A 15,053-nucleotide genomic window follows, 5' to 3' on the forward strand; every position below is an offset into this window, starting at 1 on the left:
TGCGTAACGTCTTCGGGCGTGACGGCGTCGGAACGGGTGCGCAGCACCGTGGTCGTGGTGACCTGGCGAGGGCGGGACCACATCGAGGCGTGCCTGGACGCACTGGCGACCCAAGACCGTCCACATCAGACACTCGTGGTCGACAACGCCTCCGACGACGGCACAGCCGATCTGATCGCCGCCCATCCATCAGCGCCGGAAGTGCTGCGGCTACGCCGCAACACCGGCTACGCCGGTGGAATCGCCGCCGCGCTCGACCGCATCCGCACCCCTTACGTCGCGTGGCTAAACGACGACGCTGCGCCAGCCTCTGGCTGGCTCGCGGCGCTCGAAGGCGCGCTCGACGCGGACGGCTCCGCCGCCGCAGCGTCCTCCGTGCTCCGCACGCCGGACGGCCGCGTGCAGTCCGCCGGCCTGCGCCTCACCGCCGACGGCCACGGCGCTGACGCGCCTGATGCCTCCGGCGGCGTGTTCGGCTTCTGCGGTGGCGCGGCGCTGCTGCGCACCGCGCACCTCCGTTCCGCCGGTGGCGTGCCGGCTCACTTCTTCTGCTACTACGAGGACACCGACACTGCGTGGCGGCTCCGCCTAGCCGGGCATCGGATCATCCCCGCGCTCGACGCCGCCGCCTCGCACCTGCACGGCGCGACGGCGCTGCCGGGTTCAGCATTGTTCCACCGCTGGAACGAGCGGAACCGCCTGCTCACGCTGCTTCGCTGCGCTCCCGCTGCGGTCGCGGTGCGAGAGCTCGCCCGCTTCGCGGCGATCACCTTCGCCTTGCCGTTGCGGCGCGCAACCGGGAATCGTTTCGTTCCCGACGCAGCGAACTTCCGCGTCGCCTTGCGGCTCGGCGTGCTTGCCGAGGTCGTGGTGGGCCTGCCCGCGGCGCTCCGCGCCCGGCGTCAGATCGGCCGGGCGGCCCGGGTTCCGCGGCACGAAATCTGGCAGACGTGGGCAGGTGCTTGAGTCCATCCCCTCCCGGCACGCATTCGCCGCTCGTTGGGTGAAGCCAACGGCCTATACACCTCGCTAGACGGCGCCGACAGTCCGTTCGCGCCACCCAACACACCCACCCGAACCCACACGCCCCGGTGTGTCCGAATCCGACCGGACAATGCAACGAATGCGATCCAAATCACCCACACCACAAGCGCCATCGAGCATTTTCAGTGGAGCGAACGGCCTATGCACCCCGCTAGACGGCGCCAACAGTCCGTTCGCACCACCCAACACACCCACCGGCACCCACACGCCACGTTGTGTTGGTCGGGCGGTCCGAGGTGTCGGGATGGTCGCGATTTTCTCCGACACCCCGCAGGCCGCGCCGGGTGATGGTGCACGCTTTAGGACGTGGCTGAATTGTCCGACCGCAGCAACCTGCCCGTGGTGTCGGTGATCGTGGTCAACTACCGCGGCACGCACGACACCATCACCTGCCTGCGAGCGCTCCGTGAGGATCTCGACTACCCGGCCGACCGGCTGGAGGTGATCTGCGTCGACAACGCCTCCGGTGACGGCAGCGCCGAGCAGATCCGGGCCGCCGCGCCGGAGGTGCGGCTGATCGAGTCGGACACCAACCTCGGCTTCGCCGGCGGGTGCAACCTCGCGGCACGCAACGCCACCGGCCAGGTGCTGGCCTTCCTCAACAACGACGCCAAGCCGGACCGCGACTGGGTTCGGGCAGCCGTCGCGGTGCTGCGGTCGGAGCCGACCGTGGGCGCGGTCGCCAGCAAGGTCCTGGACTGGGAGGGTCGGCACATCGACTTCGTCGACGGCGGCCTGACATGGTTCGGCATGGGCTACAAACGCCACGCGGGCGAGGTCGACGACGGTTCGCACGACGCGGCACGGGACGTGCTGTTCGGGACCGGTTCTGCGTTGTTCGTGCGGGCCGATCTGTTCGCCGCCCTCGACGGCTTCGACGAGCGCTTCTTCATGTTCTACGAGGACGTCGACCTCGGCTGGCGGTTGAACCTGCGCGGCTGGCGGGTCCGCTACGAGCCGAGTTCGTTGACGTTGCACCGCCACCACGCGTCGATGACCGAGGTGTCCTCGGCCCGGGAGCATTACCTGCTGGAGCGCAACGCGCTGGCGGCGCTCTATAAGAACGTCTCCGACGAGACGCTGGCGAAGGCGCTGCCCGCCGCTATGGCGCTGTCCGTGCGGCGGGCCACCGCGCGCGGCGAGATCGACCCGACGCAACTGGAGATCACCCGGCGCGGCGACCGCGAGGACTACAGCCCGGTACCGATCGACCGCTCCGCGCTGGCCGGGATGCTGGCCATCGACCAGTTCGTCGAGATGCTGCCGTCGCTGAAGCAGTCCCGAGAGCAGGAGCAGCAGGCGCGCGTGCGCACCGACGCGGACCTGGTGCCGCTGATGCGCAAGGCGATGGAGCCCGCCTACCCGCTGCCGCGCTACCTGGCCGCGCACGACGCCCTGGTCGAGGCGTTCGAGCTGGACGGGGTCTTTGGCCGCCCGCGGAAGGTCGTGGTGATCACCGGCGACGCAGTCACCGAGCGGATGGCCGGCCCGGCGATCCGCGCGTGGCACATGGCCGATGTCCTCTGCGCCGAGCACGAGGTCCGGTTGGTCAGCGTCAACGCGCTGGTCAGCCCGCCGGAGTCGGATTTCGCAGTGGTCGCGGCGAAACCGCGCGAGCTCGGCGCCCATGTCGACTGGGCGGACGTCGTGGTGCTGCAGGGCCACGTGATGGAGATGGTGCCAGCCCTCAAGCACGTCGGGTCCACCAAGGTCGTGGTGTGCGACGTCTACGACCCGATGCACCTGGAACTGCTGGAACAAGGCCGCGACACCGACGACGAGCGCCGCGCGAAGGACTTGGCCGGCGTCACCAAGGTGCTCAACGCACAACTGCTGCGCGGCGATTTCTTCCTCTGCGCCTCGGAGCGGCAGCGGCACTTCTGGCTGGGCCACCTCGCCTCGCTGGGACGTTTGACCCCCGGCCTGTACGACAACGACCCGACGGTCCGCTCGCTGCTCTCGGTCGTGCCGTTCGGCCTGCCGTCGGTGGCGCCGCGCCGCACCGGCCCTGCGATCAAGGGCAACCGGTCCGGCATCGCGGCCGAGGACAAGGTGGTGCTGTGGGCCGGCGGCGTCTACAGCTGGTTCGACCCGTTGACGCTGCTGCACGCGGTGCACCGGCTTTCCCAGCAGCACGACGACGTCCGGTTGTTCTTCCTCGGCATGAAGCACCCGAACCCGGACGTCCCGGAGATGGGCATGGCCGAGCAGACCCGCGGCCTGGCCCTGCGGCTCGGGCTGACCGACAAGTTCGTGTTCTTCAACGAGACCTGGGTTCCCTACGGCGAGCGGCAGAACTACCTGCTCGATGCGGACTGCGGCGTCACCACCCACTTCGAGCACGTGGAGACGACGTTCGCGTTCCGGACCCGCGTGCTGGACTACCTGTGGTCCGGGCTGCCGGTGGTGACCACCGACGGCGACTCGTTCGCCGACCTGGTACGCGAGGAGGGCATCGGGGTCGTGGTGCCGGCCGGGGATCCGGACGCGCTGGCCGCGGCGCTGGAGAAGGTGCTCTACGACGAGGAGTTCGCCGCCAAGTGCCGCCGCCGCATCGCCCCGGTCCGCGAGCGGTTCACCTGGGAGTCGGTGCTCGCGCCGCTGACGGAGTTCTGCCGCGACCCGCGCCCGGCCGCGGACCGGCTCAAGGCGAGCGCGCCGCTCGTGCGCAGCCCGCAACTGAACCGGGTCGAGACGGTGCGACGCGACATCGCGCTGCTGCGCGAATACCTCGACGCGGGCGGGCCTTTCGAGGTCGCGAAGCGGGCGACCGGTCGGCTCCGGCGGCTCGTTGGCGAGCGGTTCCGTGGCCGCTGACCTGCGCGTCCTGCTGGACGGCACCCCGCTGCTCGGTCGACGCACCGGGATCGGTCGCTACACCGCGTCCCTGGTGGCTGAGCTCGCATCCTTTGCGGACGTTCGACTGATCGGGCTCACCACGCGCGGCTGGCGGAAGTTGCGTTCGCTGGCCCCGGCCGGAACGCGCGCGGTGGGGCCGCCGGTCCCGGCGCGTGTCCTGCGGAAGCTCTGGCAGCTGGGAACTTTCCCGCCGGTGGAACTGCTCGCCGGGGCGGCGCAGGTGGTGCACGGCACGAACTTCGTGCTGCCACCGTCGATCCGAGCGGGCGGAGTGGTGACCGTGCACGACCTTGCGTTCCTGGACGACCCATCGCTGGCCGAGCCCGACTTGCCCGAGCTCGTGCGCAGCTCCGCCCGGCGGGCGCGGGTGGTGTGCACGCCGACGGCTGCGGTCGCCGATGCCCTCAGCTTCCGCCTCGACGTGCCGCGGTGCAAGGTCGCGGTAACTCCGCTCGGCGTCGATCCGGAGTGGTTCTCCGCAACACCAATGGATTTCGAGCTCAGGGTCCACTACGGACTTCCGTCGGAGTACCTGCTGTTCGTCGGCGCACAGGGCCCTCGCAAAGGACTCCAGGGGCTGCTGGAATCCTTGGAAGCCAACGGGTCGGGCCTACCGCCACTGGTCATCGCGGGCCCCGGCAAGGCAGGAATCCGCAATGGGGTCATCCGCACCGGCTACCTCCCGGAAGACCACCTGCGCCGCCTGGTCGCCGGAGCCAGCGCTCTCGTCCTCCCCTCCCGCGACGAGGGGTTCGGCCTGCCGGCCCTGGAAGCACTCGCCTGCGGCACGCCGGTGGTGTGCTCGGACATCCCAGCCCTCCGCGAAGTCACGGCGGGCCAAGCGATCCGCTTCCCCGGCGGCGACCCGACGGCCCTCAACGAAGCCCTGCACCAAGCCCTGACCAGTCCCCCAGACGCGGAAACGGGCCGTGCCCAAGCAAAATCCTTCACCTGGCGAACCTGCGCCGAAGCAACCCTGAACGCATACCAACTCGCCGCAGGCTGAACGACCCCAGACAGGCATCAGGCCAGGCGGTAATGCCCCAGGGCCACCCGGCCTTCCTTCCTCGCCCCCACAGGGCTCGGCGATACCCATTGCGCACACCGCACCAGGCCGCACCAGCCGATATCGCGTCGAAGCGGCCCTGCAGGGGCGACTCGCCTTCTGGTGGCTGGTCAGCGGGTTCGGAGGGTTTCACCGTCTTTCTCGAAGGCCGCCGTCAGGGCTTCCCGCCAGGTGCGCATCGGGGCCAGGCCCGCCTCTCGCCAGGCCGCGTCGGACAGGACCGAGTAGGCCGGACGGTGCGCCGGGAGGGGGAAGTCCGCCGTGGTGCACGGGTGGACGCGGTTCTCATCCAAGCCGAGTTCCGCGAAGATCGCCCGCGCGAACTCGTACCAGGTCACCTGGCCGGAATTGGTGCAGTGCAGCACCTTCTGCCCGGGCCCGCGGCGTTCGGCGAGCCGTTCGGCCAGCTCCAGCAGGCCACTCGCCAGGTCTGCCGCCCACGTCGGCGAGCCGATCTGATCGTCCACAACGGACAGCGTGTCGCGCTCCCGGGATAGGCGGATCATCGTTTTCAGGAAGTTCTTGCCGCTCGCGCCGTACACCCACGCCGTGCGCACCACCCAGGCCCGCGCGCCGGACTCCAGTACGGCCCGTTCGCCTTCGAGCTTGGTGCGCCCGTAGACCGATCGCGGCCCGGTCGGGTCCGTCGGCTCGTACGGCCGGATCCCATCACCGGGGAACACGTAATCCGTCGACACGTGCACCAGGGGCAGACCGCTGCTCCGGCACGCATTCGCAAGCAAGGCCGCGCCTTCGGCGTTGATCCGGGCCGCGCCGTCTGGGTCGGACTCGGCCGCGTCCACCGCCGTATAAGCCGCGGCGTTGATTACTACCGGTCGCAGGTCCGCGTCCTTCGCCGTCTCCGCGAAGGAACCCACCGCGTCGGCGACCTCCTCGGCGTCGGTTACGTCCAGTTCGCCGGAACCCGGCCGGTGCACCAGCGCCCCCGCCCGCGCGGCGAGGATCCGGGCCAGCTCCGAGCCCAGCTGGCCGCGGCCGCCGGGCACCAGCACGGCGAGGCGGCTCATCGAGCCACCGCCGATCGGGCCTTCAGCGGCTCCCACCAGCCGCGGTTGTCCCGGTACCAGCGGATCGTCTCGCGCAGCCCGGTCTCGAAGTCGACCTGCGGCGCGTACCCCAGTTTCTCGACGATTTTGCTGTGGTCCACCGAGTAGCGGCGGTCGTGGCCCTTGCGGTCGGCGACCGGCCGCACCACCGACCAGTCGAGGCCCAGCTCTGCCAGCAGCCGCTCGGTCAGCTCCTTGTTGGTCAGCTCGGTGCCGCCGCCGATGTTGTAGACCTCGCCCGCGTGCCCGGACTCGGCCACCAGCTGGATGCCCCGGCAGTGATCGCTGACGTGCAGCCAGTCCCGCACGTTGAGCCCGTCGCCGTAGAGCGGCACCTGGATGCCGTCCATCAGATTCGTGATGAACAGCGGCAGCACCTTCTCCGGGAACTGGTAGGGCCCGTAGTTGTTGGAGCAGCGGGTGATGCACACCGGCAGGCCGTGGGTGCGGTGATAGGCGCGGGCCAGCAGGTCCGAGCCCGCTTTCGCCGCCGAGTACGGGGAATTCGGCTCCAGCGCGTGGTCTTCGGGCCACGAGCCGTCCGCGATGGAGCCGTAGACCTCGTCGGTGGAAACGTGCACGAACTTGCCGACCCCGGCGTCGAGCGCGGCCTGCAGCAGCACGTTGGTGCCGACCACGTTGGTGATCACGAAGGCGTCCGAGCCGGTGATCGAGCGGTCGACGTGGGTTTCGGCGGCGAAGTGCACCACCAGGTCCACGCCGGACATCAGGCCGCCAGCCAGTTCGTGGTCGCAGATGTCGCCGCGGACGAACTTCAGCCGCGGGTTGTCCGCGACCAGCGCCAGGTTCGCCTCGTTGCCGGCGTAGGTGAGCTTGTCGAGCACGACCACGTCGGCGTCGGCGAACGCGGGGTACGCACCACCGAGCAACTGCCGAACGTAGTGCGAGCCGATAAAACCGGCTCCGCCGGTGACCAAAATCCGCATCGCGCCCTTCCTAGCCGGGATTTCGCGGCCCGCTGCAGGTCCGCGTCGCGAAGTCTTGCATGACACACCGAGCTACAAAGCAGGCTCCCTCATTACACAACGTGACAAAGACGCTTCACCCTTATGAGTGATATCACCACTGTTACTGGGACCTGCCCAACCGCCCCGCGAACACCGCTAGCCTGCATTCGGAACACGAGCAAAATCACTTCCCGAACGTGTAACGCCCGCCGGCAGGCCAAGGAGGATTCGTGGAGGACCGGCCGAGGTGGCCAGGCGGCCCGCAGGGTCAGCCCGGCAGACCCGTTCCGCCCCGCGGATCCGGCGCCCAAGGCCGGCCCGGGGTCGGCGGCACCCCGCCGAGTAGTCGTCGCGGCGGAGCCGCCCCACCGCCCGGCGGCCCCGGCCGCAGGTCCGCCCAGAGTGACGCTCGTCGCCGTTCTTCCACCCGTTCAGGGAACGCGCGCCTCCCCCCGGAAGGCGATGTCTGGCAACGGCGACGCGACCACCGGGGCGCCCGCACCTTCGGCCGGACCCTGTTCGCGCTGTTGTCCGTGCTGGTGCTGGGCACCACCGGGTTCGGCTGGGCGATGTTGCGACCCGGCAGCGGCAACACCTCCACCGCCGACGTCATCGGCAAAGGCCTCAGCGCCCCGGACGGCGCCACCGACATCCTGCTGATCGGCAACGACAGCCGCACCGACGCCTACGGGAACCCGCTGCCCGAGAACGTCTTGCGGGAACTGCGCACCAGCTTTGACGGCGGCGACCTCACCGACGCGATGATCCTGGTCCGCATCCCCAACGGCGGGCAGAGCGCTAGCGCGATCTCCTTCCCCCGCGACACGCTCGTCGACATCGGTCTCGGAGAGGGCAAGACCAAGCTCACCGAGACGATGAACCGCGGCAAGCAGGCCGAAGTGGCGAAGCTGAAGAAACAGGGCGTCACCGATCAGACCGAACTCGACGAGAAGTCGAGGCTGGCCGGCAAGCAGCTGCTGCTGCACACCATCGAGAACATCACCGGCGTCAGCATCGACCACTACGCCGAGGTCAACCTGCTCGGCTTCTACGACGTGACCAACGCCATCGGCGGTGTCGAGGTCTGCTTGAAGGACGACACCAAGGACCCCATGTCCGGTGCGAACTTCCGCAAGGGCCAGCAGACCATCCAGGGCGCCGACGCGCTGGCCTTCGTCCGCCAGCGACACGGCCTGATCAACGAGCTGGACCGCGGCAAGCGCCAGCAGGTCTTCATGTCCGCGCTCGTCCGCAAGGTCATGTCCACCGGGACGCTGACCAACCCGGCCAAGCTGACCGAACTGGTCACCGCCATCCAGAAGTCGGTGATCCTGGACCCCGGGCTGGCCAGCGATGTGCTGGGATTCGCCCAGCAGATGCAGGGCATCGCGGGCGGCGACGTGCAGTTCTTCACCGCCCCGGTGCACCTGGTCGGCTCCTCCGGGTCGGAGGACGTCACGATCAACATCCCGGAGGTCAAGCAGTTCGCAGCGGATTTGCTGCTGTCGCCGCAGGAACGGCAGCAAAAGCAGATCGCGGTGCAGGCCCGGGCGGACATTTCGGTCAGCGTCTTCAACTCCTCCGGCGTCAGCGGCCTGGCCGCACGGGTGCTCGACGAAATCTCCGGGCAGGGCTTCAAGGCCGGCGGCAGCTCGAATGCCGAGACCATGGACCGTTCGGTTCTCTACTACGCAGCCGGTGAAGAGGCGGCCGCGAAGCAGGTCTCGGACGCTCTCGGCGGAGTGCCCACGGAAGCACGCTCGAGCGTCAAAGCCGGCAACGTGCAGGTCTACCTGGGCAAGGACTACAAGGGCCCGGGCACGCAGAACTTCGCCGGTGCCCAGACCGTTCGGCTCGACGGGTTGCGCCAAGCCGCGCCGCTGCCGGCTCAGACGGCACCCGATGAGGAGCCGGTTATCACCGCGGACGGCGTGCCCTGCGTGCGATGACCGGCGCGACGCGCGCGATGTGAGGGCGTCTCTCCCCCGCGAGGTTTCAGCCACGGTTAACCGCCGTGCTGCCGCCAGGGGATTTCCGGGCGGTTAACCTAGTTCGTCGGCAGGACAACGGTTGGGGGAGAACGAAGTGGGCGAACCGGAACAGGAGCCGGACGCTGCGGCATCGAGCCATCCGCGCCGGTCCGGAATCCGCATCGCCGGACGAAGCGCGATCGCGCTGATCTCGGCCGTCGTGCTCGCCCTCACCGCCATCGGCTGGATCGTGGTCGACCGGCTCAGCGACGTCAGCTCGGCGAAGGTCCTCGCCGACGTGCCGCAGACGCCACCCGCCGACGACGGCGCGACGGACGTTCTGTTGGTCGGCAGCGACAGCCGCGCCGATGCGCAGGGCAACCCGCTGCCGGAGGGCGTGCTGAAGCAGCTGCGCACCGAGGCGGCCGGGGGCCTGAACACGGACAGCCTCGTGGTGATCCGGATCCCGCACAACACCACGCAGCCGACCGCCGTGTCGATTCCGCGCGACACCTACACCAACGTGCCTGGCAGCCGTCCGGAGAAGATCAACGCCGTCTACGGGCTGACGAAGGGCGCCACGGCGGCCAAGCTGCGGGCCGACGGCATGCCGGAGGCGGAGGTCGAGCACAACGCGCGGCTGGCCGGGCAGCGCGCGCTGGTGCAGACCGTGCAGAACCTCACCGGGTTGCGCATCGACCACTACGCGGAGATCAACCTGCTCGGGTTCTTCGAGCTCACCGAGGCCGTCGGCGGGGTCGACGTCTGCCTGCAGCAGGCCACCAGCGACAAAGATTCTGGCGCGGACTTCACCGCGGGACGGCACACCATCACCGGCGGCGACGCGCTGGCGTTCGTGCGGCAGCGGCATGGCCTACCGCGCGGCGACCTGGACCGGATCGTGCGCCAGCAGGTGTTCATGGCCGGGCTGGCCAGCAAGGTGCTGTCCACCGGCGCGCTCGCCGACCCCGAGGTGATCAACGACCTGGTGCAGGCCACCCGCCGCGCGGTGGTGCTCGACGACGGCTGGGACCCGCTGGGCTTCGTGCAGCAGATGCAGGAAGTGGCCGCGGGGCGGGTCACGTTCGTGACGATGCCGGTGATCGACAACGGCGCCCGCGACGACCGCGGGCAGTACATCGTCAGCGTTGAGCCGACGGCGGCGCAGGCCTTCTTCGGCAAGCTGATCATTCCCGGACCGCCGCGGCTGGCCGCGACGCCACGGCTGCGCCTGGACGGCACGGCGCGCACCCAGCAGCCGATCACATCCGACGGTGGAATCCCTTGCGTCAACTAGCACCTCGGCTACGACCTCGACCACGTCGTTGAAGTGCTCGCACTCGCCCGCCATCCGGCGTGACGCCGATTCCGCGCGAAATCGCCGCCCTCGGTACTTGGTCAGGGACGCCGCTGATCGACGCGCGGGAGTGGTTTCGGTTGCTGTGGCGGCCAAAAGCACTCACGGGGGACATCGCTTCCGGCAAGGGTCTCCCCCGGCGTCATGACGGGTTCACCTGTCACAGAAGAAGAAACCATCGCCCGCCGGTGCGCCGGAGCCGCCGCGCCCTGCTCGGCATCGCCACCGTCGCAGGCGCGGTGGGTGCCGTCGGCGCTGTGACCGGTGCGACGCTGCCCGCCTACCCTGCCTACCCCGCCGGGCCCGCCACCCGGCCCGCGCCCGCCACTCGGCCCGCGCCCGCCGCCGCGCCCAGCCTGGACATCGCCTTCAACAACGCTGGCATCACCAAGTCCGCGCCGCTGCACGAGATGCGGCCGAAGGACTTCGACGAACTGCACCTCACCAACGAACGCGGGATCTTCCTGTCGGTCAAAAACGTGCCGCACCTGCTGGCCTGCGCCAGCATGATCATCTGCACCCCTCCGGTTCCACCCGGCCGGAGCTGCGCGCCTGCGGCAGATCGGCGCGCCGTGACGGTACAGCGGCGCTGAGGGCGCAGGAACGCGAAGTGCCGCGCTCGCGCCCGGGGCTGAGCACCGCGAGCTCGCCGCCCGGTTGTTCATCAGCAACCGAACTGTCGGGTACCACCTGCACAAGATGTTGCCGAAGCTCGGGATCTCCGGCCGCGGACGGCTCCGCGACTTCGACCTCGGACCGTGACCGTTACGCTCGCACCATGAGCGTTACCCAGGCACTGCTCGGTCCGCTGCTGGTCAGCGGGGCGCCGAAACCGCTGATCACGCACTACGACGACGCCACCGGTGCGCGCATCGAGCTGTCCCGCGCGACCACCGCGAACTGGGCGGCGAAGACAGCGAACTGGCTGGTCGACGAGCTCGACCTGGAGCCGGGCGCGCCGGTGCTGGTGGCGCTGCCTTCGCATTGGCAGACCGTCGGGGTGTTGCTGGGGGCTTGGTGGTGCGGGGCGCACATCACGGACGAACCGCAGGGCGCCGAGGTGGCGTTCGTCCCGGCGGCCGACCTGGACCGCGGCAAGGGCGCGCACACGATCGCGGCCGTGGGCCTGGACGCGCTCGGAGCTCCGGTGCGCGACCTGCCCGGCGGCGTCGCCGATTACGCATCGGACATCCGCGTGCACGGCGACGACTTCAGACCGCTCTCGCCGACCAGCGGTGATGACCCGGCGCTGCTGGAGCTGTCGGTCGACGAACTTGTCGCCGAGGCCCGGCAGCGCGCCGAATCCCTCCAAATCGGCCGCGACGACCGGGTCATGTCGACATTGGAATGGTGGCTGCCGGGCGGGGTGGTGGACGGCTTCCTCGCGGTGCTGGCCGCGCAGGCATCCCTCGTGCACTGCACCAACCCGGATCCGCAGAAGCTGGACCAACGCCGCTGCGACGAACGCATCACCGTCGAGCTGAACTAGGGACTGTTCCCGAGCTCGTTCTGCGGGGCGGTGCGGATAGCGGAACCCCAGACGCCGCCTGGGCTGTGGAATCTCCGGTCAAGCGCCCCGATCGGCAACGCCCAAGAAGCAGTGATGGGTCAACCAATTCGGCTGAGCACCCCATTTCCCCGCAATTTCAATTGAGTGTTTTCCAACCCGTTCTTGCGTAGCGGTGCGGGTGGCGGAACCTCAGCGGCGGTGCAAGTCGCCGGCATGCGCTAATACGGCTTCGCCGCTCGCGATAGCCCCGCACCGTGGGATTTCCGGCGTCACGGCCGCGAATCGGCCGACCAAGATGAAAAAGGATCAATGGAAAATCGAAAGTCCGACTTCCCTTACATTGTGGGCAACCCCGGGTGGGGTCAGCGCTGGGAGGCCTTCTCCTGGAGGGCGGTGTGCTTGCCGAGCACCATCTCTTCCAGGTCGGACTGGAACTTGGCCATGTCCGCGCGAAGGCGGGCACCCAGTTCTCCGGAGTCCGCCGCCAGCGTCCGGACCGCGAGCAGACCCGCGTTTCGCGCCCCGCCCACCGACACCGTCGCCACCGGCACCCCGGCGGGCATCTGCACGATCGACAGCAGCGAATCCATCCCGTCCAGGTACTTCAGCGGCACCGGCACGCCGATCACCGGCAGTACAGTGGCCGAGGCGACCATGCCCGGCAGGTGCGCGGCACCACCGGCTCCGGCGATGATCACCCGGATGCCGCGGTCGGCCGCGGTGCGCGCGTAGTCGAGCATCCGCTGCGGCGTGCGGTGCGCGGAGTAGACACCCGCCTCGAACGGCACGTCGAACTCGGTGAGCGCGTCCGCGGCGGCCTGCATCACCGGCCAGTCGGAGTCGCTGCCCATGATCACGCCGACCAGGGGATTCTCGCCTGCCACGCTCGGACCTCTCGCTTCGCTGCGTCGTGTTGCGTCAGTGGATCTGGTGGCCGTCGAGCCACTCGGCGTGCGACAGCCAGTGCGCGGCCAGCCGCGCCTGCTCCCGCACTTCGTCCATCTGGTCCCCGAGGACGGTCACGTGGCCGAGTTTGCGCCCCGGGCGCTCGCTCTTGCCGTACAGGTGGACCTTCGCGTGCGTGTAGCGGGCGAACAAGTGGTGCAGCCGCTCGTCCACGCCCATCTTCAGCTCGATCGGCGAGCCCAGCAGGTTGGCCATCACCACGGCCGGCGCGGTCTGCTCGGTGCTGCCCAGCGGGTAGTCCAGCACCGCGCGCAGGTGCTGCTCGAACTGCGAGGTCCGGGAGCCTTCGATAGTCCAGTGCCCGGAGTTGTGCGGGCGCATCGCCAGCTCGTTGATCACCAGGCCGTCGTCGGTCTCGAACAGCTCGACCGCGAGGACGCCGGTGACATCAAGCGATTCGACGATCTTCAGCGCGAGGCCTTGGGCCTGCTCGACGAGTTCCTCTGAGGCGTTCGGGGCTGGCGCGAGCACCTGCATGCAGATGCCGTCCTCCTGCACCGTCTCCACCAGCGGCCACACCGCGCCCTGTCCAAACGGCGAGCGCGCGACCAGCGCAGCGAGCTCGCGGCGCAGCGGCACCAGCTGCTCGACGAGCAGCTGCGAGCCGCTTCCCAGTAGCTCGGTGACGGTGCGCTTGGCGCCATCCGGGGTGTCGAGCACCCAAACGCCACGGCCGTCGTAGCCGCCGCGGGCGGTCTTCAGCACGCACGGCCAGCCGTGCTCCGCGCCGAACTCCAGCACATCGGCGACCTCGGTGACCTCCGCGAACGGCGGCACCGGGAGACCGAGTTCGGTCAGCTTGCGGCGCATCACGAGCTTGTCCTGCGCGTGCAGCAACGCATCCGGGCCCGGCTGCACGGAAACCCCCGCCGCAGCCAGCGCGCGGAGGTGTTCGCCAGGCACGTGCTCGTGGTCGAAGGTGACCACATCGCACCCCTGCGCGAAGTTCTTCAGCGCGTCGAGGTCCGCGTGGTGCCCGATCTCCACGTTCGGCGCGACGAGCGCGGCGGCGTCGTCCGCCGAGGTGGCCAACACCTTCAGCGACTGCCCCAACGGGATCGCAGCCTGGTGGGTCATCCTCGCGAGCTGGCCGCCACCGATCATGCCGACAACTGGGGTTCCGGTGCGGTGGTCCACCCCGCAAGCCTAAAGCGCGCATGCCCCGAACCTGCGTGGGGACCACCCCGACGCGACCCACCTCACAGCACGGAGGTCCGCGGAATCGGTCCTCCAGTTTCAATCGAAACTGGGGACGTGCCGACGGCCCCGACCCCGGCCCCCGACGACTTGGAGGACTTGCGCAGTTTCAATTGAAACTGCCGTCACAGGGACGCCAGCAGCTCGCAGGCCTGGTCGTGCTCTTGCGGCAGGAGCTCCTCCCGCAAGAGCAAAGGCCCGCAACCGTGCAGTGCCGGGTCCACCGCCAGGCGGTGCTGGATGGTCCAACGCGCCTGGAGACAGCGGGCCGGAAGCAACCGGTCGCGCGACGCGAGCACCACTGCCGTCGCGGACCGCAGCAGCGATGTCGTCTCCCCGCCGTCGAACACGGTCCGCAGCGCGTCGGCGATCAACACCATCGCCATCATCCGGGGGTAGTCGTCGGCGTTGACGGCGAGCGAAACCGTCACCAAGGCGTGCCCATCACCAGCTGCCCGCCCCTCCACGCGTGCCGCGCGGTAGACCTCGTGCAGCCGGGTGCGCAGGTAGCTGGCAGTGGTCAGGCCGGTGAGCGGGTCCTCCACCTCGCGGCCAACCGACATCCGGGCCACCACGTCCGACCAGCCCAGCGCGGTGGCGCGAACCATCGCCGTCGGCACCGCATCCGGGTCGGCGGACACCAGCCCGTCGTGCTCGCCTTCCGACACCGCGTGCAACGCGGCGAGGTCCTGCAACGTCCCGGCGAGCCCGACACCGGCTTCCGCTCGGGACGCGCCGAGATCGGCCAGCGGATCCTCCAGGTCTTCTTTCGCGACGACCGCCGAGCACACCGCGTCGACCGCATCCGACGCCCAGTCGCTCGGAAACGGCCACCCCGCAGTTAGGCTCGCGGTGCGCCAGCGCAACCGAAGCGCCCTGCGCCGTCCCTCGTCGGTCATTGCGTCACACCGCAGCGGCCACTCCCTCATGCTCAACGCTCCTCCTCTTCAACAACCCGCCGATGGGACGAAGCAGCGGGTCGCCCATGACGGTGGAGTTGATGGCGCGACCAATAAGATCTAGATCACAATATTCTTCAGCTTTTTCGC

General features: G+C 69.4%; 12 protein-coding genes and 1 pseudogene. 8 read left to right on the forward strand and 5 right to left on the reverse strand.

Going from position 1 to position 15,053, the window contains the following annotated elements:
- Window positions 1-18 precede the first annotated feature (18 nt).
- The 3 genes from ACWDKQ_RS09215 to ACWDKQ_RS09225 all read left to right on the forward strand — a co-directional run bounded on the left by ACWDKQ_RS09215 (window position 19) and on the right by ACWDKQ_RS09225 (window position 4,909).
- Window positions 19-966 carry a glycosyltransferase family 2 protein gene (locus ACWDKQ_RS09215; RefSeq protein ID WP_450138244.1) on the forward strand — a complete coding sequence of 316 codons (948 nt, stop codon included), beginning with the start codon at window positions 19-21 and terminating at the stop codon, window positions 964-966.
- A 384-nt stretch (window positions 967-1,350) separates the two neighbouring features.
- Window positions 1,351-3,861: a glycosyltransferase gene (locus ACWDKQ_RS09220; protein ID WP_450138245.1), complete on the forward strand. Its 2,511-nt coding sequence runs from the start codon at window positions 1,351-1,353 to the stop codon at window positions 3,859-3,861.
- Window positions 3,851-4,909 (forward strand): glycosyltransferase family 4 protein, encoded by a 1,059-nt coding sequence (locus ACWDKQ_RS09225; protein WP_450138246.1) that lies wholly within the window; start codon window positions 3,851-3,853, stop codon window positions 4,907-4,909. Before ACWDKQ_RS09220 ends, ACWDKQ_RS09225 begins: the two co-directional genes overlap by 11 nt.
- Before the next feature lie 170 nt (window positions 4,910-5,079).
- On the opposite strand, the gene rfbD is transcribed toward ACWDKQ_RS09225, so the two are convergent.
- Window positions 5,080-5,997, reverse strand: a complete 918-nt coding sequence (rfbD, locus tag ACWDKQ_RS09230) for a dTDP-4-dehydrorhamnose reductase (RefSeq protein ID WP_450138247.1) — start codon at window positions 5,995-5,997, stop codon at window positions 5,080-5,082.
- Entirely contained in the window at window positions 5,994-6,983 is a 990-nt protein-coding gene (gene rfbB / locus ACWDKQ_RS09235) for a dTDP-glucose 4,6-dehydratase (RefSeq protein WP_450138248.1), read from the reverse strand. Before rfbB ends, rfbD begins: the two co-directional genes overlap by 4 nt.
- Window positions 6,984-7,537: 554 nt before the next feature.
- Between rfbB and ACWDKQ_RS09240 the strand changes: the two genes are divergently transcribed.
- From ACWDKQ_RS09240 to ACWDKQ_RS09260, 5 genes and pseudogenes are all read left to right on the forward strand, one after another.
- Window positions 7,538-8,953, forward strand: coding sequence for an LCP family protein (locus ACWDKQ_RS09240; RefSeq protein WP_450138272.1), 1,416 nt, complete (start codon window positions 7,538-7,540; stop codon window positions 8,951-8,953).
- 136 nt (window positions 8,954-9,089) lie between these two features.
- The gene (locus ACWDKQ_RS09245; RefSeq protein WP_450138249.1) at window positions 9,090-10,271 is read left to right on the forward strand and encodes an LCP family protein; all 1,182 of its coding nucleotides are present in this window, start codon (window positions 9,090-9,092) and stop codon (window positions 10,269-10,271) included.
- Window positions 10,272-10,519: 248 nt separating this feature from the next.
- Window positions 10,520-10,924, forward strand: a complete 405-nt coding sequence (locus ACWDKQ_RS09250; RefSeq protein ID WP_450138250.1) for a hypothetical protein — start codon at window positions 10,520-10,522, stop codon at window positions 10,922-10,924.
- Between the two features lie 37 nt (window positions 10,925-10,961).
- Window positions 10,962-11,093: pseudogene (locus ACWDKQ_RS09255) on the forward strand (LuxR C-terminal-related transcriptional regulator); the annotation flags it as partial.
- Window positions 11,094-11,109: 16 nt separating this feature from the next.
- Window positions 11,110-11,820, forward strand: coding sequence for a TIGR03089 family protein (locus ACWDKQ_RS09260; RefSeq protein WP_450138251.1), 711 nt, complete (start codon window positions 11,110-11,112; stop codon window positions 11,818-11,820).
- A 383-nt stretch (window positions 11,821-12,203) separates the two neighbouring features.
- Here ACWDKQ_RS09260 and purE read toward each other — a convergent pair whose 3' ends face one another.
- From purE to ACWDKQ_RS09275, 3 genes are all read right to left on the reverse strand, one after another.
- Complete coding sequence (gene purE / locus ACWDKQ_RS09265) at window positions 12,204-12,692, reverse strand: 5-(carboxyamino)imidazole ribonucleotide mutase (protein ID WP_450138273.1); 489 nt, start codon at window positions 12,690-12,692, stop codon at window positions 12,204-12,206.
- A 67-nt stretch (window positions 12,693-12,759) separates the two neighbouring features.
- Window positions 12,760-13,944, reverse strand: a complete 1,185-nt coding sequence (locus ACWDKQ_RS09270) for a 5-(carboxyamino)imidazole ribonucleotide synthase (RefSeq protein WP_450138252.1) — start codon at window positions 13,942-13,944, stop codon at window positions 12,760-12,762.
- 185 nt (window positions 13,945-14,129) lie between these two features.
- Window positions 14,130-14,903, reverse strand: coding sequence for a hypothetical protein (locus ACWDKQ_RS09275; protein ID WP_450138253.1), 774 nt, complete (start codon window positions 14,901-14,903; stop codon window positions 14,130-14,132).
- Between the last annotated feature and the right edge of the window lie 150 nt (window positions 14,904-15,053).

The organism is Saccharopolyspora sp. NPDC000995 (genome assembly GCF_053599315.1).

Excerpts from the sequence above, each read along its gene's own strand:
- rfbB (WP_450138248.1), bottom strand. The coding sequence starts at position 6,983 with ATGCGGATTTTGGTCACCGGCGGAGCCGGTTTTATCGGCTCGCACTAC.
- ACWDKQ_RS09260 (WP_450138251.1), top strand. The coding sequence starts at position 11,110 with ATGAGCGTTACCCAGGCACTGCTCGGTCCGCTGCTGGTCAGCGGGGCG.
- ACWDKQ_RS09275 (WP_450138253.1), bottom strand. The coding sequence starts at position 14,903 with ATGACCGACGAGGGACGGCGCAGGGCGCTTCGGTTGCGCTGGCGCACC.
- purE (WP_450138273.1), bottom strand. The coding sequence starts at position 12,692 with ATGGGCAGCGACTCCGACTGGCCGGTGATGCAGGCCGCCGCGGACGCG.
- rfbD (WP_450138247.1), bottom strand. The coding sequence starts at position 5,997 with ATGAGCCGCCTCGCCGTGCTGGTGCCCGGCGGCCGCGGCCAGCTGGGC.